At 45.8% G+C, this 17,790-nt stretch carries 20 protein-coding genes; 17 read left to right on the top strand and 3 right to left on the bottom strand.

The window, feature by feature from the left end; translation table 11 throughout:
• Nucleotide 1 precedes the first annotated feature (1 nt).
• The 9 genes from K9J17_02950 (at nt 2) to rlmF (ending at nt 6,825) form a co-directional block, all read left to right on the top strand.
• Complete coding sequence (locus K9J17_02950; protein ID MCF8275668.1) at nt 2-319, top strand: rhodanese-like domain-containing protein; 318 nt, start codon at nt 2-4, stop codon at nt 317-319.
• Nucleotides 319-1,308 (top strand): DUF368 domain-containing protein, encoded by a 990-nt coding sequence (locus K9J17_02955; GenBank protein MCF8275669.1) that lies wholly within the window; start codon nt 319-321, stop codon nt 1,306-1,308. Before K9J17_02950 ends, K9J17_02955 begins: the two co-directional genes overlap by 1 nt.
• A complete protein-coding gene (locus tag K9J17_02960) occupies nt 1,305-2,048 on the top strand; it encodes a shikimate dehydrogenase (protein ID MCF8275670.1) in 744 nt (247 codons plus the stop codon). The genes K9J17_02955 and K9J17_02960 overlap by 4 nt, the downstream gene beginning before the upstream one ends.
• Nucleotides 2,039-2,872, top strand: a complete 834-nt coding sequence (locus K9J17_02965; GenBank protein ID MCF8275671.1) for a MoxR family ATPase — start codon at nt 2,039-2,041, stop codon at nt 2,870-2,872. The genes K9J17_02960 and K9J17_02965 overlap by 10 nt, the downstream gene beginning before the upstream one ends.
• A gap of 52 nt (nt 2,873-2,924) precedes the next feature.
• Nucleotides 2,925-3,218, top strand: coding sequence for a nucleotidyltransferase family protein (locus K9J17_02970; protein ID MCF8275672.1), 294 nt, complete (start codon nt 2,925-2,927; stop codon nt 3,216-3,218).
• Nucleotides 3,219-3,256: 38 nt separating this feature from the next.
• Complete coding sequence (locus tag K9J17_02975) at nt 3,257-3,565, top strand: DUF86 domain-containing protein (GenBank protein ID MCF8275673.1); 309 nt, start codon at nt 3,257-3,259, stop codon at nt 3,563-3,565.
• 12 nt (nt 3,566-3,577) lie between these two features.
• Nucleotides 3,578-4,786, top strand: coding sequence for a VWA domain-containing protein (locus K9J17_02980; GenBank protein ID MCF8275674.1), 1,209 nt, complete (start codon nt 3,578-3,580; stop codon nt 4,784-4,786).
• Nucleotides 4,787-5,038: 252 nt separating this feature from the next.
• Nucleotides 5,039-5,785, top strand: coding sequence for a hypothetical protein (locus K9J17_02985; protein MCF8275675.1), 747 nt, complete (start codon nt 5,039-5,041; stop codon nt 5,783-5,785).
• 53 nt (nt 5,786-5,838) lie between these two features.
• The gene (rlmF, locus tag K9J17_02990) at nt 5,839-6,825 is read left to right on the top strand and encodes a 23S rRNA (adenine(1618)-N(6))-methyltransferase RlmF (protein ID MCF8275676.1); all 987 of its coding nucleotides are present in this window, start codon (nt 5,839-5,841) and stop codon (nt 6,823-6,825) included.
• Here rlmF and K9J17_02995 read toward each other — a convergent pair.
• Nucleotides 6,822-8,534 carry a DUF349 domain-containing protein gene (locus K9J17_02995; GenBank protein MCF8275677.1) on the bottom strand — a complete coding sequence of 571 codons (1,713 nt, stop codon included), beginning with the start codon at nt 8,532-8,534 and terminating at the stop codon, nt 6,822-6,824. The genes rlmF and K9J17_02995 overlap by 4 nt on opposite strands.
• A 160-nt stretch (nt 8,535-8,694) precedes the next feature.
• Between K9J17_02995 and K9J17_03000 the strand changes: the two genes are divergently transcribed.
• The 3 genes from K9J17_03000 to K9J17_03010 all read left to right on the top strand — a co-directional run bounded on the left by K9J17_03000 (nt 8,695) and on the right by K9J17_03010 (nt 10,381).
• Entirely contained in the window at nt 8,695-9,195 is a 501-nt protein-coding gene (locus tag K9J17_03000; GenBank protein MCF8275678.1) for a hypothetical protein, read from the top strand.
• A gap of 43 nt (nt 9,196-9,238) precedes the next feature.
• Entirely contained in the window at nt 9,239-9,742 is a 504-nt protein-coding gene (locus K9J17_03005) for a hypothetical protein (GenBank protein ID MCF8275679.1), read from the top strand.
• Between the two features lie 93 nt (nt 9,743-9,835).
• Nucleotides 9,836-10,381 carry a metal-dependent hydrolase gene (locus tag K9J17_03010; protein ID MCF8275680.1) on the top strand — a complete coding sequence of 182 codons (546 nt, stop codon included), beginning with the start codon at nt 9,836-9,838 and terminating at the stop codon, nt 10,379-10,381.
• Nucleotides 10,382-10,391: 10 nt separating this feature from the next.
• Here the strand turns inward: K9J17_03010 and K9J17_03015 are convergent, their stop codons facing one another.
• Nucleotides 10,392-11,033, bottom strand: coding sequence for a Crp/Fnr family transcriptional regulator (locus tag K9J17_03015; GenBank protein MCF8275681.1), 642 nt, complete (start codon nt 11,031-11,033; stop codon nt 10,392-10,394).
• Nucleotides 11,034-11,090: 57 nt separating this feature from the next.
• Here K9J17_03015 and K9J17_03020 point away from each other — a divergent pair, with 57 nt between their 5' ends.
• Both K9J17_03020 and K9J17_03025 read left to right on the top strand, forming a co-directional pair.
• Entirely contained in the window at nt 11,091-11,582 is a 492-nt protein-coding gene (locus K9J17_03020) for a peptidylprolyl isomerase (protein ID MCF8275682.1), read from the top strand.
• A gap of 111 nt (nt 11,583-11,693) precedes the next feature.
• A complete protein-coding gene (locus K9J17_03025; GenBank protein MCF8275683.1) occupies nt 11,694-13,397 on the top strand; it encodes a Na/Pi symporter in 1,704 nt (567 codons plus the stop codon).
• A 60-nt stretch (nt 13,398-13,457) separates the two neighbouring features.
• Here K9J17_03025 and K9J17_03030 read toward each other — a convergent pair whose 3' ends face one another.
• The gene (locus K9J17_03030; protein MCF8275684.1) at nt 13,458-14,540 is read right to left on the bottom strand and encodes an alkene reductase; all 1,083 of its coding nucleotides are present in this window, start codon (nt 14,538-14,540) and stop codon (nt 13,458-13,460) included.
• A gap of 182 nt (nt 14,541-14,722) precedes the next feature.
• Between K9J17_03030 and K9J17_03035 the strand changes: the two genes are divergently transcribed.
• The 3 genes from K9J17_03035 (at nt 14,723) to K9J17_03045 (ending at nt 17,782) form a co-directional block, all read left to right on the top strand.
• Nucleotides 14,723-15,853 carry a Re/Si-specific NAD(P)(+) transhydrogenase subunit alpha gene (locus K9J17_03035; GenBank protein ID MCF8275685.1) on the top strand — a complete coding sequence of 377 codons (1,131 nt, stop codon included), beginning with the start codon at nt 14,723-14,725 and terminating at the stop codon, nt 15,851-15,853.
• 189 nt (nt 15,854-16,042) lie between these two features.
• Nucleotides 16,043-16,363, top strand: a complete 321-nt coding sequence (locus K9J17_03040; protein ID MCF8275686.1) for an NAD(P) transhydrogenase subunit alpha — start codon at nt 16,043-16,045, stop codon at nt 16,361-16,363.
• Between the two features lie 3 nt (nt 16,364-16,366).
• Entirely contained in the window at nt 16,367-17,782 is a 1,416-nt protein-coding gene (locus tag K9J17_03045; protein ID MCF8275687.1) for an NAD(P)(+) transhydrogenase (Re/Si-specific) subunit beta, read from the top strand.
• Nucleotides 17,783-17,790 lie beyond the last annotated feature (8 nt).

The raw sequence follows: 17,790 nt of genomic DNA on the forward strand, positions 1-17,790 counted from the left end.
GATGAAAGAACTGTCTGTTCTGCAATTGAAGGAAATGAAAGATGCCAGCAAGGCATTCCAATTGATTGATGTGCGCGAACCTTGGGAAGTGGAGATCTGCAGTATTGGCGGAGAACATATTCCGATGGGAGAAATTCTGGAACGTGCGTATGAGATCAAAAAAGACATTCCGGTAATAATACATTGCCGAAGTGGAGCACGTTCATCCAACGTTATCAATGCTTTAGAAATGCAGCTTGGACTCACCAACCTGCATAACTTGAAGGGAGGAATTTTGGCTTGGGCCGATGAGGTTGATCAAAGTTTGGAAAAGTATTAATGGCCACTGAAACCAATTCACGGAGCACAAAAGACTTCGTTTTCCTCTATTTGAAAGGCATGTCCATGGGCGCTGCCGATGTGGTACCAGGCGTTTCTGGAGGAACCATCGCGTTCATCACCGGTATTTACGAAGAACTGCTCGAAACCATCAAAGGATTCAATCTTTCGGTCTTTAAAACACTGAAGGATCAAGGCGTAAAAGCTGCTTGGAAACAGACGAATGCCACTTTTCTCGTGGTGTTGTTGGCAGGCATTTTCACGAGTGTTATAAGTCTGGCAAAAGGCATTACCTACTTGCTCGATACTTTTCCTGTGTTGCTTTGGGCCTTCTTTTTCGGATTGATCGTTGCCTCAAGTCTCATCATTGGACGCTACATCAAAGCCTGGGGGATGAAGGAAATTATTGCCTTGGTGGCAGGAGTGGCCATTGCATTCTATATCACCATTGCCGCACCTTCTCAAATGCCTGAAGGTCTGATTTTCATTTTCTTGGCTGGTTGCATTGCTATTTGTGCCATGATATTGCCAGGTATTTCTGGAAGTTTCATTTTGCTTTTACTAGGTGCTTACGGTACTGTTCTTGGGTCTATCAGTGGTTTAGTTGATGGGTTAAAAGCTGTTGATATTGAGTCAATTATAAAATTCGGAACAAACATCATCGTATTCATTCTTGGTTGTGTTGTCGGCATCATTTCTTTCTCGAACGTCCTTTCTTGGATGTTCAAAAGAGCTTATAATCTGACCATGGCGTTGCTTACTGGTTTCATGATCGGTTCGCTGAATAAAGTTTGGCCATGGAAAGAAACGCTCGAATTCAGAATCAACAGTCATGGAGAAGAAGTTCCGTTTCTTCAATCGAACGTTACTCCAATGCGCTTTGAAGAATTGACAGGAGAAGCATCGCAGCTTTGGCTGGCCCTTGGACTTTGCATTGCAGGATTTCTTCTCGTATTCATCATGGAAAAAATGGCATCGCAGAAAGGATGAGGAAATTCGGACTTATCGGCTACCCACTCTCCCACTCGTTCTCCAAACAATATTTCAACAGGAAGTTCAAATCTGAGGGTTTGGATGCAGAATACCTGAATTTCCCAATTGAATCCTTGGGCGAGTTGGAGGACATAATCAGTTCAGAACCCGAATTGGTTGGTTTGAATGTGACCCTTCCCTACAAAACATCGGTCATTGCCATGTTGGACGAAATGACCGATTGTGCTAAATCCATTCAATCGGTGAACACCATTTCAATCAATCGTACTGGGAATTCTTGGCGTTTGCGTGGTTCGAACACAGATGTGATCGGATTCAGAGAAAGTATTGAACCACATGTAAAAGGTCACGATCAAGCTTTGATCCTTGGATCGGGTGGTGCAGCAAAAGCCGCGTATCACGTTTTGGACGAACTTGGTCTGGAATGCAACGTTGTTTCCAGAACGCATGATGAAGGAGATTTCGTTTATGAAGAATTGACCGCAGCAGATATTTGGGAACATTCCATCATCGTGAATTGCACGCCAATTGGCATGTATCCGATCATTGATGGCGCTCCTGATATTCCGTACGAATCAATCACGCCAGAACACGTGTTGTATGATATGATCTACAATCCGGCCGAGACCGTATTTTTAATGAATGGAAGAAAACGAGGCGCCACAACCATTAACGGTCTTGATATGTTGGAAAGACAGGCTGAGGAAAGCTGGAGAATTTGGAACGCATTAACCTAATTGAAATGAGCTTTACAGGAACTAAAACATACATCGCATCGAACGAACTGCAGATTGCGGTGAATGCGGCCATTCATTTGCAGAAACCACTTTTGGTGAAAGGCGAACCAGGAACTGGCAAAACGCTTTTGGCGCACGAAATTGCCAACTCGTTGGGAAAGAAACTCATCACGTGGCACATCAAATCAACCACCAAGGCACAGCAAGGATTGTACGAATACGATGCAGTTTCGCGCTTGCGCGATAGCCAATTGGGCAACGAAAAGGTGCACGACATTGCCAACTACATCGTTAAAGGAAAGTTTTGGAAAGCGTTCGATTCGGACGAATCGGTGGTGTTGTTGATTGATGAGATTGACAAAGCCGATATCGAATTCCCAAACGATCTGTTGTTGGAATTGGACAAGATGGAATTCTTCTGCTACGAACTGAATGAGACCATTAAAGCCAAAAAACGACCGATCGTTATCATCACTTCCAATAACGAAAAGGAGTTGCCTGATGCGTTCCTAAGAAGGTGTCTGTTCCATTTTATCCGTTTCCCGGAAGAAGATCAGATGAAGCAGATCGTAGATGTGCATCATCCAGGATTAAAGGAAGAGTTATTGAACCGTGCGTTGGGCGAGTTCTACCGAATTCGTAAGGTGAACGGCATCAAAAAACGCCCAAGCACCAGTGAGTTAGTTGATTGGATCTCTTTGATTCTGAGAGATGATCTTTTGAAAGATGAACCGAACGATGGCGAAAGAAGACTTCCGCCACATTTAGGTTCGCTCATCAAAAATGAGCAGGATCTGATGTTACTTGAACGAATGTTTGGATAAAGAGCGACCTGCGATTGGTTAGGTCTAAAATCTCAATCGTATCTTTGATTCTATGACAACTTCAAACGAAATATTCGCGAAGCTTAAAGAGCTTAAACCATACCTTAAAAAAGAGTTTGGCGTGAACGAAATTGGGGTGTTCGGTTCGTTTTCCAACGAAACTGCTTCGGATTCGAGCGACATTGATATTCTTGTTTCCTTGGACAAGCCTATTGGTTGGAAATTTTTCGGTTTGGAAATTTTTCTTGAGCAAACTTTCGGTAGGAAGATCGATCTTGTGACTAAGACTGCATTGAAAGAGCAACTGCGTACGCAGATACTTGAAACCGTCATTTCCATCGATTGAAAAAAGAAAATCGTTCATATTTGCTCTATTTAGATGACATGAAGCTTTCCATGCTTCGTATTGCGGAGTACATTGAGGGTATTGACTTTGAAAAATTCAAGCGAGATTATAAAACTGTTGATGCGGTGGTCCGAAACTTTGAGATCATTGGAGAAGCTGCCAAAAAGATTCCTACTGAGATCAGGGCAAAATATCCATCCGTTCCTTGGTCAGAAATGTATTATCTGCGGAATCGAATCTCTCACGAATATTTTGGGATTGATTACGAGATACTTTGGGACGTGGCAAAAAACCATCTTCCCAATAACCTTCAGGAAGTTGAAAAAATCATCAATCACCAATCATAATTCAACAGTCTGTTGTTCCTCCAACTCTTTTACAAACTCAAACAAGAAGGCATTCCCGTTAGTCTTAGGGAGTATCTGACCTTGTTGGAAGCTGCAAAAGCAGGTTTGGGCGAGAACGTGGATGATTTCTATTCGCTGGCGCGAACGATACTTATCAAGCACGAAGAACACCTTGATCGCTTTGATGCCATTTTCAGTCAGTATGTGGCTGGAAGCATGAAATTGTCTGCTCCTGATCTGGCTAAGATTCAAGAAGATTGGTTGAAATACATGGCTGAGAATAACCTTACAGATGAGGAAAAAGCCATGATTGAGGCGATGGGTGGTTTGGAAGAATTGGCCAAACGTTTTCAGGAATTGCTGGAAGAACAACAAGAACGCCACCAAGGCGGAAATAAGTGGATCGGTACGGCTGGAACTTCTCCATTTGGAGCTTATGGTTACAATCCGGCTGGTTATCGTGTTGGACAAGCAGGAAGCCGTAACCGAAGTGCCGTGAAGGTTTGGGACAAACGCGAATTCAAAGACCTAAGCGACAAAGAGGAACTGAACACGCGGAATCTAAAAATGGCCTTGCGCAGATTGCGCGTTTTCACGCGACAAGGACATGAAGAGGAATTGGACCTGAGTGCCACCATCAAGAAGACTTCTAAGAACGCTGGTTTCCTTCAGATTGAAATGCGACCCGAACGGAAGAATAACGTGAAGGTGCTGATGCTGTTCGATATTGGTGGAACGATGGACGACCACATTGATCTGTGCTCCAAGCTTTTCAGCGCTGCGAAATACGAGTTCAAACATTTGGAATTCTACTACTTCCATAATTGCTTGTATGAACGACTTTGGAAGGAAAACAGAAGACGATTCAACAATATCAGCCCAACGTTTGATGTGATGCACAAATTCAATGACGACTATCGGTTGATCATTGTAGGAGATGCAACCATGTCGCCTTGGGAGATTTTACAACCTGGTGGAAGCGTAGAGCACAATAACCCCGAAGCTGGTTTGGTTTGGATGGAACGGATTACGCAGAAATTCAAACACCACGTTTGGATCAATCCTAACCCTGAAGACAGTTGGCGCTATTCCGAATCGACTCAGATTCTGAAGCAAGCTATGAATGACCGCATGTTTCCGCTGACGATGGAAGGTTTATCGAAAGCGATGAACATGCTGAAAACGGCCAACAAAAGGTCGGTTAACAAGACAGAGGTTTAACTGCGGACAAGAACTTGCAAAGTAAACGTGAGGGATGGAAGCGGCATCCTTTTTTCATTCACTTACATTTCGAGAACCTCAGTGCCCGTGCTGAAAAAAGATACAGCGAACAGCCCGGCCCCGATTTTTCATCGGGGACACGCCCTATAATCTTTTGAACAATTTTTGAGTTCCAATGCATACATCGGAAATTGATCTTATTTTAGTGCTCTACAGATGATGATGACCCGATTTCTTACATTTTTTTCGCTGATGCTGTTATCAACCTTGGTTGTGGCGCAAGGAAATTTTGATGAGGGATTGCGTTGGTACAATCAGCGGACTTCGGGTGCCGTTGGTCTGCAGGCAAAACCGGAACACATCGACAAAGCGATTCTTTACTTCAACAAAGCTTTGGCAAGCCACGAAAATGAGCTGGAAGCGGGTATTTATCTGATGCGCAGCTACATTTTTAAGGCGCGATTTACGCAAGATACAGATAGCGACAAGAGGAAAACGTTTCAGTTAGCGAAAGAGATCGGAGACCGACTCGTTCCCAGATTTGCGCTGAGTAAGGAACTTCGTTTTGAATACTTGAGTTCTCTTGGTCAGTGGGGCGAAGTGATGGGCGTTTTTAGAGCTGCAAAGGAAGGCGTGGTTGATAAGGTGAAGCACGAAATGGAAGCGCTGATAAAGCTTGATCCTGAGTTCAGGAAAGGCGTTCCGGAAAGGGCTTTGGCTGTTTTGAATCTTCGGGTTCCAAAAATTCCGTTCATCCTTAGTTGGCCAGACAAGAAGAAATCACTTGTGATGACACGTAAGGTTGTGGACAAATATCCTGACGATATCGGCAACAACTTCTATCATGCTGAAGCCTTAATTGAAAATGGCCATGAAGAAGAAGCAAAGAGCTACTTGATGCGTGCCTTATCCATGCAACCTGAGAAAGAGTATCTGTTGGAAGACCGTTCGCTGCACATTCAAGCGAAGAAGATGCTGAATCAGATTCAGGGCAAATAAGCAATTCATTATTTCTGAACTCACGGCTAACTTGAAGCCATACATTTGCGGCCATGTCTGGCGAAAAGAAAGTTCATCCTAAAGTAAAGTCGAGTTTGCATCCACGGAATAAGCACCGTGAACGCTACGATTTCAAACAACTGACCGAAAGCCATCCGGAATTGGGTCCATTCGTGAAATTGAACGCTTATCAGGATGAATCGATTGAGTTCTCTGACCCGTTGGCAGTAAAAACCTTGAACAAGGCATTACTGAAACACCATTATGGAATTACGTTTTGGGACGTGCCAGAAGGTTACCTCTGCCCTCCTATTCCGGGCCGTGCAGATTACTTGCATCACATTGCTGGCCTTTTGGGAGAAAGTAACTACGGAAACATTCCAACGGGAGACAGAGTGCTCTGTTTGGATATTGGTGTTGGCGCCAATTGCGTGTATCCGATGCTTGGAGCGATTGAATACGGCTGGTCGTTTATTGGAACTGATATTGACCCAACAGCCGTTGCGAATGCCAAAGTGATTGTAGAACAAAATGAGGTTTTGGAAGGGAAGATTGACATTCGATTACAGTCGAACCCGAAAGATGTGTTGTATGGCGTGATCAGGATTGAAGACAGGGTAGATCTGACCATTTGCAATCCACCTTTCCATGCTTCGCTGGAAGAAGCACAAGCAGGAACGCTCCGAAAAGTGAACAATCTGAATCATAAAAAAGTGGCTATTCCTACCAAGAATTTTGGTGGTCAGAATTCGGAACTATGGTGTGATGGAGGCGAAAAACGCTTCATTAGAAACCTGATTCACGAAAGCAAGAAATTCTCTACTTCAGTGTTCTGGTTCTCCACGCTCATTTCCAAGCAATCGAACCTGAAAAGTGTGTATGGAGCACTTAAAGCCGCAGAAGTGGTTGAAGTGAAGACCATTCCAATGGGACAAGGAAACAAAACCAGTCGCATTGTGGCTTGGACATTCTTAAAACCTCACCAGCAGCGTGCTTGGCGAGAAACGAGATGGAATTTAAGCGAGCCTGAAAAGGCTTAAGCCAACTTCCTTTCGGAAACATTCAAGAGCTTCAACTTTTCCTCGAAGCTTGCAACTTCTGCTCTAAGCAACTCGATGCTTTTTTGCGCGCTCACCAACAACGGATTGTCTGGTTTGGCATTCGCAAAAAACGCCATATTGTTCTCGTACTTCATCAGTTCGTCCTTCTTCTCGCGAAGCATTTTCTGAACGTAATGTCTTTCGCGTTGGATCTGATCGACTCCATTATCGCCAACAGCCATTCGCTCAACCTTATTCTTAAAACGGACCTTTTCCACTTGGCCTTTGTCCATTTTAAGCTGTGCGTACAGCTTCTGAATGGCATTGTCGTACTCAGTGGCAATTCGATTTACATCCTTCTTAGGCACGTGATCAATAGCAGCCCACTCGGCAGCAAGCAATTTTATCGCTTCTAATCCTTCTTCTTTCGATCCTTCCAATTTAGTATTGGCCATTTTGGCAAGCAATTCCTCTTTGGATTTTAAACAAGCCGCTTCGCGGTCATCTTTTGAATCGAACCACTCTTTCTTTCTGTTGAAGAATTCATCGCAAACGCCTCTGAATTTGCTCCACAGTTTGTTTTCATCGCGTGGTCCAGCAGAACCAACACGTTTCCAATCGTTCTGCAAACGTTTGAACTTATCTCCAGCTTCGCGCCATTCCGTGCTATCTTTCAACTGTTCGGCACGCGCGATCAGCTTTTCCTTCGCCTCTTTATTCTCTTTGAAACCTTCTCTGGCCTCGCCAAGCAATCCTTTTTTCTTCTCGAAAAACTTATCTAAAGCTTCTTTGAACTCTTCCCAAACAGCATGATGATGCTTTCGCTCCACCTGACCGATCAACTTCCAGTCTTCGCGCAATTTGTTTACCTCTTCAGTCAGCTTATTCCACTTCGAGATCGAATTCGAATCAGTTTCTGCCATTTCCAGCACTCGCACAACCATCGCTTTTTTCGCATCCAAGTTGGTTTCCATTTCTGATTTTCGTTCAGAATAGAAATCCTGGATCTTCTTGTGCAGCACCTTCACAGCTTCGTAATAGCGTTCGCGAAGCGCCTGAAAAACCTCTGGTTTCACAGGGCCGGCTTCTTCCCACTCTTCTTTGGCTGCAGCTAAAATGAACTCAATATCCTTGATGATTTCAGCCGTTGAAAGCTCTTCCAATTTCTTAACGATGGAATCGCGTATCTCCAAGTTCTTGGCAAGGTCATATTCCTTGAGTTCCTTGTTGATGTTGATGTTGTAGTAGAAACGATCAACCTCTGCTTTGTAATCGCTGCTGAGCTCAGCCACTTTCTCTTTCGGAACCGCTCCTACCTTCTTCCATCGATCTTGAAAATCCTTGAAACGATCGAAACTCTTACCGATGTTCTCTTCGTTATCAATTAGCTCTTTCAGCCCTTTCAGCACTTCCTTTTTCTCCGCAAGGTTCTTCTTTTCGGCTTCTTCCCTTACATGAATGAACTTGGCCTTGTTGTCGCGATACTTGCTATAAAGCTCTTTGAAGGTATCTTCCAAGGGATTTGGAATTGGAATAAAATCTTCCATTTGAGCACCCAATTCGCGGTGTTCTAATTTCTGTTGGTCCAACTTCTGATGGTTCAATACATAAAAAGCCGACTTCAATTCGGTGGCTTCTCGCATTGTTTCATCTATCGGTAGTTCCAACAGTTCTTCAAGGCGCGCAATGATTTCTTCCTGTGTTTCCATTATCGTAAAAAAGGAGTGCAAAGTAACGGGGCTACGGTTAATATTGCAAAGTTGATATTTGTACATGGATTACGATCGATTTCCTGATATACCTGAAGAATTTTATAACTCAGACACCAGACAACCCTTCACAAACTGTTTGGTTTGCGAATGCAATTTGATGGAAGAAACGCAACCTTACGCCATAGAACGGGCCATCAGGCACTATCCGGAAATGGAGTTGAAAAGCGTGGTTTTTGAATATGCCATGTGCGCCAAATGCATTGCGCAAATGGAAACCGAACTTTCTTCAGAGACCAAAATGGCCATTATGCGCTATTTCAGCGAGAACTTGGATTTCGGCTCGCGTCCGCGATGGCGACCAGCAGAAGATGAGGACGGAGAACCGATTCCGTTCAATGTGGCAGAATGGATAGACACGTGTTCTGTGAAAGGCGTACCTCGATCGGAATTGTACGAATACACGCTTTGCGCCAGATGCATTGGCGGCAAGATCATTCCAGAAGTGGTTCCTTACATGATCAGCGGTTTGGCCCAAGATGACCTTATCGAACTTTTCTCGAACAAATCGTTAGGCTTCTTCGATGATTTTACGGACCGACATTTTTCCGGGCCTCCAGAATTGAAAGAACTTTTCAAAGGCAGACCGATATTGGTTTAGATTTCTGACATATTCATACCTTGATGTTACCAATTGTAACCTCATGACCAGTATCCGAATTCGCCCGCGCTTTAAGGCCACTTACAACCTCACACCTACCGAAATTGAAGAGCTTGTTCGGAAACATCTCGCAGAAATGGACTGCGGCTGTTCTGCAGAAATCATTCCTGGGTTTATTGTTCTTCGAATAAGAATGCAAGACCGGCATTTCTGGTCGCCTCAACTTAGTTTATCGTTTGAAAAGGATGAGGAAGGCAATGGAACCATCATTCGAGGACATTATGGTCCAAACCCGATGGTTTGGGCCTTTTTCACGTATGGCTATGCTGCCATTGGTATCCTAAGCGTGTTTTTGGGCATGTATGGTTTTTCTCAGTACTCGCTAAAGCAAGATGCAGGAATCCTTTGGGTTCTACCTGTATTTGCGGCCGCAGCGGCCATCTTGTACATCATTGCCCAATTCGGTCAGAAATTAGGGGTTGAACAAACCTTTTGGCTTCACCACTTCTTCGAAGAATCTATTGGACACCGAATTCACTTAAGTTAAATAATGCGCTGAAATCGGTCATAAGGAGATGATTCCGATTTGATTTCGTTCCTTTGATAACAACCCTATATTAACCCTTGCCATCAACCCCTTATGGCTTCCATTTTCTCTCACGCAATAGCAGCCACTGCGCTGGGAACGGTTCGATTTCCAAAAAAGGAGGTCTACAAGTATTTTGCTTTAGGGATTTTCTGTGCCACATTCCCCGATTTTGATGTGATCATGTTCAAATTGGGGATTCCGTATGATCACCCATTTGGACATCGGGGCTTTTTCCATTCGCTGCTTTTCGCCTACCTGCAAGGCCTGTTCATCGTTCGTGTGTTCTATTCGAATTTGGCTTTTGCAACCAAGGCTAGCATGACCATCGGTTTCTACTTCTTCTGCTGTGGTGTTTCTCATAGCTTATTGGATGCCATGACCAACGGAGGAAAAGGAGTTGCCTTCTTTGCTCCTTTCGACAATACGCGGTATTTCCTACCGTGGCGTCCGATTGAGGTTTCGCCTGTGGATGTGGAATCGTTCTTTGGAGAATGGGGCATGCGCGTGTTGCACAGCGAACTGTATTACGTAATGATTCCTTCGTTTCTGTTGATGGCTGGAATGTTTGCCATTCAGAAGTTCAGCTCCAAGAAATAGTCTTTAATTGCTATTGAGTTAGGAGTTGAATCTTGTTTCTGCCCAATTTCACCAAGCCTTTGTGCTCCATTTGCTTTAGGATGCGGGAAATGACTTCGCGCGATGAGTTCAGATCGACCGCTATTTCCATGTGAGACATTGGAATTTCTTCCGCGTTCAGCGCGTTGGCCTTTTCCTGAAGGTATTTGAGCAAGCGCTCATCCATCCGAAGAAACGCGATGCTGTCCAAGGCTTCAAGCAATTCTTCAAAGCGCATGCGATAGGTGTTCATCACAAAACTTCTCCAATCTCGAAATTTCATCCACTCATCCATATACTCCACCGGAACAACCAACATGGTCACTTTCTCTTGAGCAACGGCCCTGATCTCGCTTCGCTTATACGCCATGCAGCAGGTAAGCGACATGGCGCAGGTTTCTCCCGATTGCAAGTAATACAGCAACAACTCACGACCTTCCTCATCTTCGCGCATCACTTTCACCGACCCTGAAATGATCATGGGAATGGTTTGGATGTTGGCGCCAATATCCATCAGCAGATCACCTTCTTCCACCTCTTTATAAGTGGCGTGTTCCTTTATGGCGTTTACAAGATCCGTATCCAAAATGGATGGGAAGTGATTTTCGAGGATGGTTTCGATACTTTGGTTCATGGGTTCAAATTGGGTGCTCTGAAGTGCTTTTCCTAAGTTTGCGGCAAATTAACGTATATGACGATCACAAAGGACAAAGTGGTGTTAATTCACTACACATTAAAAGACAACACTGGAGAAACAATTGATTCTTCGGAAGGTAAGGAACCATTGGCTTACATTCAAGGAATTGGCAATCTCATTGTTGGTTTAGAGGAAGAATTGGAAGGAAAAGCTGCTGGAGATAAGGTGAAGGCAACCGTTGCACCCGAAAAAGGCTACGGACTTCGTCACGAAGAAAATGTACATATCGTTCCGCTTTCTGGATTTCAGGCCGATGGCGATGAACAACTAGAGGTTGGCATGCAGGTTCGTGTTGAAACCAACGAAGGAATCAGCATGGCCGATGTGGTGAAAATTGAAGGCGATGAGGTAACACTCGACCTCAATCATCCATTGGCTGGAGAAACACTTCATTTTGATGTGGAGATCATTGATGTGCGCGATGCGACCAAACAAGAATTGGAGCACGGGCATGCACACGGCCCAGGTGGACATCACCATCATTGATCAAAAATATCTTTGAATCTGAAAGGCATCCCGATAAATGGGATGCCTTTCTTTTTTCATTCTGTTTCCAGTCAGTTTAGATTTCCTCCAATTTGTTAACATTGGAGAGATATGCCAGAAACATTTGACGTTTGGAAATTACTTGCAGGCCTGGGCATCTTCATGTTTGGCATGTTCCTCATGGAGGAATCGGTCAAGAATTTGGCCGGCCGTTCATTCAAGACATTCATCCGTAATTACACCACCGGAAGGATAAAGTCTGTCCTTTCGGGTGCTTTTGTAACGGCCATTCTGCAAAGCTCTTCGGCTGTTTCCCTCATGGTACTTGCGTTTGTTGGCGCTGGCATCATGGCCATGGAAAACGCCATCGGTGTCATTCTCGGTTCAAACATCGGAACCACAGCAACTGCTTGGCTTGTGGCCTTTTTCGGTTTCAAGGTGAACATTGAAGATTATTCGCTGCCGTTGATTGGCATCGGAGGATTGGGACTCATCTTCCTCGGACGTTCGGTTCGTTATTCCAACATCAGCAAGCTCTTGGTAGGATTCGGCTTCCTTTTCATGGGGCTCGATTACATGAAAACGAGTGTCGAGCAACTCACACAGACTTTCGATATCACTTCCCTACCCGATTACGGCATACTTCCTTATGCACTTGCCGGTCTGGTTCTCACTGCCGTGATGCAAAGTAGTTCCGCCACCATCGCCATCGTTCTGACGGCACTGAATGCCAAAGTGATTGCCTTTAACGCTGCTGCCGCCATGGTTGTTGGGGCCAATGTCGGAACTACGGTAACCGTCATTCTGGGAACCATCGGTGCTTCGCAGATCAAGAAGCGCGTGGCCTTGAGTCATTTCTCCTTCAACTTCATCTCGGCAGTTATTGGCCTTTTGCTGCTTCCTGCCATGGTCTGGCTCATCAGTCTCTTACTCGGACCGAAAAACAACGATGCGGTGATGGGAATTGCGTTGTATCACACGCTTTTCAATGTGCTTGGCGTACTGTTCTTTATGCCTTTCATCGGACTGTTTTCCAAACTGCTTATCAAGGTGTTTCCCGATAAAGTGGCAATTAGCACCAAGTACATTCAGAACGTGACGGCTGAAGTGAGCGATGCAGCCATCGAAGGACTTCACAAAGAAGTGCTGTACTTCATTTCCAACGCGCTGAAATACAATCTACATGCCCTAAGGATTGATTCCAGTCTCGTATTTGAGGATGAAAACGTGCATGTGTCAAAGCGGATCAAACATTCGCAGGAAGATGATTATGATGGATTGAAACTTCTGCAATCGGAGATATTCTCCTTTGCCTCTACCATTCTAATGGCAGAATTGAGCAAGGACGAATCGAAATTGGTAAACAGCCAATTACACGCGGCCCGAATGGCACTTCATTCGACCAAATCGATCAAAGATGTGATTCACAACTTCGATGAATTTGAATCATCCGATAATGCCGTGCTGAATGAGGAAAATGCGCTTTTTAGAAAGCGAATGATCGAACTTTATTTGAAGTTGGTTTCGGTGATGGAAGCAACCGACCACTCGGACATTGGAGGAAAACTCGGCAAGATCCTGAAACACCTGAAAAAGGAGGACGAAAAATTCGTGAGCGTAATAACCACGGCTACCGCACAGGGTAAGATCAAGAACCTCGACATCACGAATATGTTAATGGTGAACAGGGCCTTTGTTCAATCATCTCGACAAGTGGTGCTTGCACTAAAAGAGATCTTGCTATCAGAATCGGAACTGGCTCTCTTTGAGTCCATGACTGAAAATGACGTGGATGAAGCGGGTGATTTAGATTGAAACGAATTAAAAAGGGCAGTGAAAATTCACTGCCCTTTTCGTTTCCAATTTTGTGAGCGTTTACGCTTCAATCAACGCATAATCGGTATAACCTTTCTCTCCCGGTGTATAGAACGTAGAAAAATCAGGTGCGGTCAATTCGATGCCTTCTTTCATTTTGGTGACCAGATCAGGATTGCCAATGAATGGACGACCGAATGCCGCCAATTCGCCATTTCCAGCCTGAAGCGCTGCTTCGGCAGCATCTTTATCCAAACCACCGCTGACAATGATCGTTCCTGCAAAACCACTGGCAATTGCCGCTTTCACATCATCTCCCACTTGCGGAGCACCCATAGAAGAATGATCTACGATATGAACGTAAACGATACCAGTCTTCTTCAATTGAGCAGCCAATTGCGCGTACTGTTCCTTCACTTCCGGAAATGGTGCTAATCCGTTGAATGCTCCGTTTGGGGAAAGACGGATACCAACTCTATCACCACCAATGGCGGTCACAACACGTTTAGCCACTTCCACCGCAAATCGGTTACGGTTTTCAATTGAACCACCCCATTCGTCTGTTCTTAGGTTAGTAGTTGGATGAAGGAATTGCTCAATCAAGTATCCATTGGCTGCATGCAATTCAACTCCATCAAAACCTGCGGCAATCGCATTCTTTGAAGCTGTGACGTATTCTTCAATAGCGGCTTCAATATCTGCCGCAGTCATCGCTTCAGGCTCAGGAAAATCCTGCATTCCGTTGGCATCCGTGTACATCTGCTCTTCCAGTCGTACGGCTGAAGGTGCCACAACCCTTGCTCCTTCCGGCATGTTATCTGGATGCGAAACACGTCCTGTGTGCATCAATTGCATGAAGATCTTTCCGCCTTTGGCGTGAACCGTATCTGCAACAAGTTTCCAACATTCCGTTTGTGCTGCGCTAAATGCACCTGGAATACGAGCATAGCCCAATCCGTTGGCAGATGGTGCTACTCCTTCGGTGATGATCAATCCTGCTTCGGCACGCTGACCGTAATATTCGGCCATCAATTCGTTTGGGATGTTTCCGATGGCGCGGCTACGGGTCATTGGTGCCATTACCACACGGTTATTCAAAGTGATCGGTCCCAACTTAAATTGGGTAAAAAGTTTTTCAGACATAATTTTTAGGGTTAATGAGTATTTCAATGTTCAAACATTGAAATTAATGGAATGTTTCACTCCTTCTCAACATTTCATGAAATGACAGCTTCTTGACAGCAATGAAACTATCTATCACAGTATTCACAACCTTTGGACGAAACGCATACATTTGAAATGCCTTAACACAAACACCACACGTTTTGAAAATAGGAGTACCAAAAGAAACACAAGCGCGCGAAACCAGAGTGGCCATTACCCCTACCATCGCGAAACAACTGAAAGCCAAAGGATTTGAGATCATCGTAGAGAGCGGAGCGGGCGAAAGTTCCTTCTTCTCGGATGGGGATTATACACAGGCCGGGGCAGTTATCGGTGCCAAGGCCAATGCCTTTGAATGCGATATCGTAGCTAAGATCAATCCACCGACAGTGGAGGAAGCGCAAAAACTGAAAGCGGGATCAACCCTGATCTCATTGCTGTTTGCAGCTACCAACCCAGAAGTGGTGAAAGCATTGGCCGAAGCGGGCGTGAATGCTTTCTCAATGGATGCCATTCCGCGCACATCACTGGCACAAAGCATGGACGTTCTGAGTTCACAGGCCAACTTGGCGGGCTACAAAGCGGTGTTGCTTGGCGGTGCTGAAATGGGTAAGATATTCCCGATGTTGATGACCTCCGCTGGAACCATCAAACCTTCTACCGTTGTCATTTTTGGAGCTGGCGTAGCAGGATTGCAAGCTATTGCCACGGCAAAAAGGCTTGGAGCAAACGTCTGGGTTTCGGATATCCGTCCAGAGACGAAAGAACAGGTGCAATCGCTTGGTGGAAAGTTCATTGAAGTGGAAGGAGACGAGAGCGTGGACATGAAAGGCGGTTACGTGACCAACGTTTCGCCAGAGTTCTTGAAGAAGCAACAAGAAGTTGTAACGGCAAAAGTTGCCGAAGCCGATCTGGTCATCACCACCGCTCTTATCCCAGGTAGAAAAGCGCCTCTGTTGATAACCGATGAGATGCTTGCCAAGATGAAACCGGGAGCCGTTATCGTTGATATGGCCGTATCGCAAGGCGGAAACGTCAGCGCCAGTAAACTGAACGAAACGGTTCGGGTTGGTGGCGTCACCATCCTTGGAGAAGGAAACCTCCCTGCTACGCTGCCGATGAATGCCAGCGAGCTCTTCGCCAAGAACGTTTCGAACTTCCTGCTTCATCTTACCACGGAAAATCAGTTCAATTGGAACATGGAAGACGAGATCACCGCTGGTTCGCTCATTATCCGCGATGGCAAACTGGTGCACCTTTCTGTGTTGCCGAAAGAAACAGCTAGCGCTTAATGTTTATTATCCATAAATCCCCCGTCACAAAACGTTCCGCAAGCTCCACTTTTGTGCCACCCCCTTTTGAAGGGGGACTGAGCTCCGTCCTCCTTTGTAAAGGAGGTGCCGAGGAACGAGGCGGAGGATTTTTTTCAATCACTCATCAACAATAACTAACTCCTAATACCTAACAGCTAAAACCCAACCATGGAACCAATCTTAGCATTTGCCTACGAGCACATGGACATGATCTACATCGTCATCCTGTCCATCATTCTCGGAATTGAAGTCATTGAAAGCGTACCCACCGTACTGCACACGCCTCTGATGAGCGGTGCCAACGCCATCCACGGGGTTGTTGTGGTGGGCGCCATCATTGTGATGGGAACCGCATCGCCCGACAACTACGTAGCGCTCATTCTCGGTTTTCTGGCCGTCATTCTCGGCACGGTGAACGTGGTGGGAGGATTTGTGGTCACCGACCGCATGTTAGAGATGTTCAAGAAGAAACCAGCTAAAAAAGACTAAGCAATGGGAGCCTATATTTTAGAGATAGCGTACCTGATCGCATCGGTACTTTACATTTTCGGATTGAAAATGATGAGCGACCCGAAGACCGCCCGTAAGGGAAATCTTTGGGCAGCTGCGGGTATGACCGTAGCGGTTGCTGCCACCATCGTGCTTTATACAGATCATGAAGGAAGGCACCTACACAACCTTCCGTGGATCATTGCTGGAATTGCCATTGGTTCGGTGCTCGGCTACGTGATGGCCAAGCGCGTGCAGATGACCGATATGCCGCAGATGGTTTCGCTCTTCAACGGCATGGGTGGTGCTTGTGCCGCCATTATCGGACTCATTGAGTTTCCGCATTATGCGCACGACCCGAATGCTTCCATGCTTACTCTTCTCACGATTTATGCAGGATTGGTCATCGGTTCCACCTCGTTTGCAGGTAGTATGATTGCCTTCCTGAAGCTGAATGGCAACCTGAACAAGGACATCCGACTGCCTTTCTATAACGTGATGAACACAGGGCTCATCATAGCTGCGGTTGGTCTCACCATCTGCTTGGCAGGAGGACACATTGGCGCTGAAAACGTTGACATGTGGGTCTACATCCTTCTTGGTCTGAGTTTGGCCTATGGCGTGCTCTTCGTACTGCCAATTGGTGGGGCGGATATGCCCGTGGTTATCTCCCTTTTGAACTCCTTTACGGGAATGGCGGCTGCTTTTGGTGGCTTCCTCTATGGCAACATGGCCATGCTGACGGGCGGTATTCTCGTTGGTTCGGCAGGAACGATTTTGACGGTGGTGATGTGCAACGCCATGAACCGTTCGCTTTCGGCTGTCATCTTTGGTGCTTTCGGTACAGGAGGCGGAGCAGCCGCAGCTGCTGGCGATGGCGTTCAGAAATCGTACAAGCAAACGAGCCCAAGCGACTTGGCGGTGTTGCTCAATTACTCTTCTAAGGTGATCATTGTTCCTGGGTATGGTTTGGCCGTGGCGCAAGCGCAGCACGTGGTGCATGAGTTGGAAAGCATCCTTGCCAGCCGTGGTGTGGAAGTGAAATACGCCATTCACCCTGTGGCGGGACGTATGCCCGGACACATGAACGTGCTGCTGGCAGAAAGCAACGTGGAATACGACAAACTGGTGGAGATGGAAGACATCAACCCTGAGTTCTCTACCTGCGATGTGGTGCTGGTGCTGGGTGCCAACGATGTGGTGAACCCTGCCGCCAAGGAAGACCCCTCCTCGCCTATCTACGGCATGCCAATTCTATCTGTGGAAGATGCCAAGCACACGGTCATCAACAAGCGCTCCATGAGCGTGGGCTACGCGGGCATTGACAACGACCTCTTTTACCGTGATAAGAGCAGCATGCTCTTTGGCGATGCCAAGAAGGTGCTCACGGAGTTGGTGAGTGAGTTGAAGGCGCTTTAGAAAAAGAA

The organism is Flavobacteriales bacterium (genome assembly GCA_021739695.1).
Taxonomy (GTDB): Bacteria; Bacteroidota; Bacteroidia; order UBA10329; family UBA10329; genus UBA10329.

Bases quoted from the DNA above. Each gene is read 5' to 3' on its own strand.
- K9J17_02950 (MCF8275668.1), top strand. From the start codon at position 2: ATGAAAGAACTGTCTGTTCTGCAATTGAAGGAAATGAAAGATGCCAGC.
- K9J17_02955 (MCF8275669.1), top strand. From the start codon at position 319: ATGGCCACTGAAACCAATTCACGGAGCACAAAAGACTTCGTTTTCCTC.
- K9J17_02960 (MCF8275670.1), top strand. From the start codon at position 1,305: ATGAGGAAATTCGGACTTATCGGCTACCCACTCTCCCACTCGTTCTCC.
- K9J17_02970 (MCF8275672.1), top strand. From the start codon at position 2,925: ATGACAACTTCAAACGAAATATTCGCGAAGCTTAAAGAGCTTAAACCA.
- K9J17_02975 (MCF8275673.1), top strand. From the start codon at position 3,257: ATGAAGCTTTCCATGCTTCGTATTGCGGAGTACATTGAGGGTATTGAC.
- K9J17_02985 (MCF8275675.1), top strand. From the start codon at position 5,039: ATGCTGTTATCAACCTTGGTTGTGGCGCAAGGAAATTTTGATGAGGGA.
- rlmF (MCF8275676.1), top strand. From the start codon at position 5,839: ATGTCTGGCGAAAAGAAAGTTCATCCTAAAGTAAAGTCGAGTTTGCAT.
- K9J17_02995 (MCF8275677.1), bottom strand. From the start codon at position 8,534: ATGGAAACACAGGAAGAAATCATTGCGCGCCTTGAAGAACTGTTGGAA.
- K9J17_03000 (MCF8275678.1), top strand. From the start codon at position 8,695: ATGGAAGAAACGCAACCTTACGCCATAGAACGGGCCATCAGGCACTAT.
- K9J17_03005 (MCF8275679.1), top strand. From the start codon at position 9,239: ATGACCAGTATCCGAATTCGCCCGCGCTTTAAGGCCACTTACAACCTC.
- K9J17_03010 (MCF8275680.1), top strand. From the start codon at position 9,836: ATGGCTTCCATTTTCTCTCACGCAATAGCAGCCACTGCGCTGGGAACG.
- K9J17_03015 (MCF8275681.1), bottom strand. From the start codon at position 11,033: ATGAACCAAAGTATCGAAACCATCCTCGAAAATCACTTCCCATCCATT.
- K9J17_03020 (MCF8275682.1), top strand. From the start codon at position 11,091: ATGACGATCACAAAGGACAAAGTGGTGTTAATTCACTACACATTAAAA.
- K9J17_03025 (MCF8275683.1), top strand. From the start codon at position 11,694: ATGCCAGAAACATTTGACGTTTGGAAATTACTTGCAGGCCTGGGCATC.
- K9J17_03030 (MCF8275684.1), bottom strand. From the start codon at position 14,540: ATGTCTGAAAAACTTTTTACCCAATTTAAGTTGGGACCGATCACTTTG.
- K9J17_03040 (MCF8275686.1), top strand. From the start codon at position 16,043: ATGGAACCAATCTTAGCATTTGCCTACGAGCACATGGACATGATCTAC.
- K9J17_03045 (MCF8275687.1), top strand. From the start codon at position 16,367: ATGGGAGCCTATATTTTAGAGATAGCGTACCTGATCGCATCGGTACTT.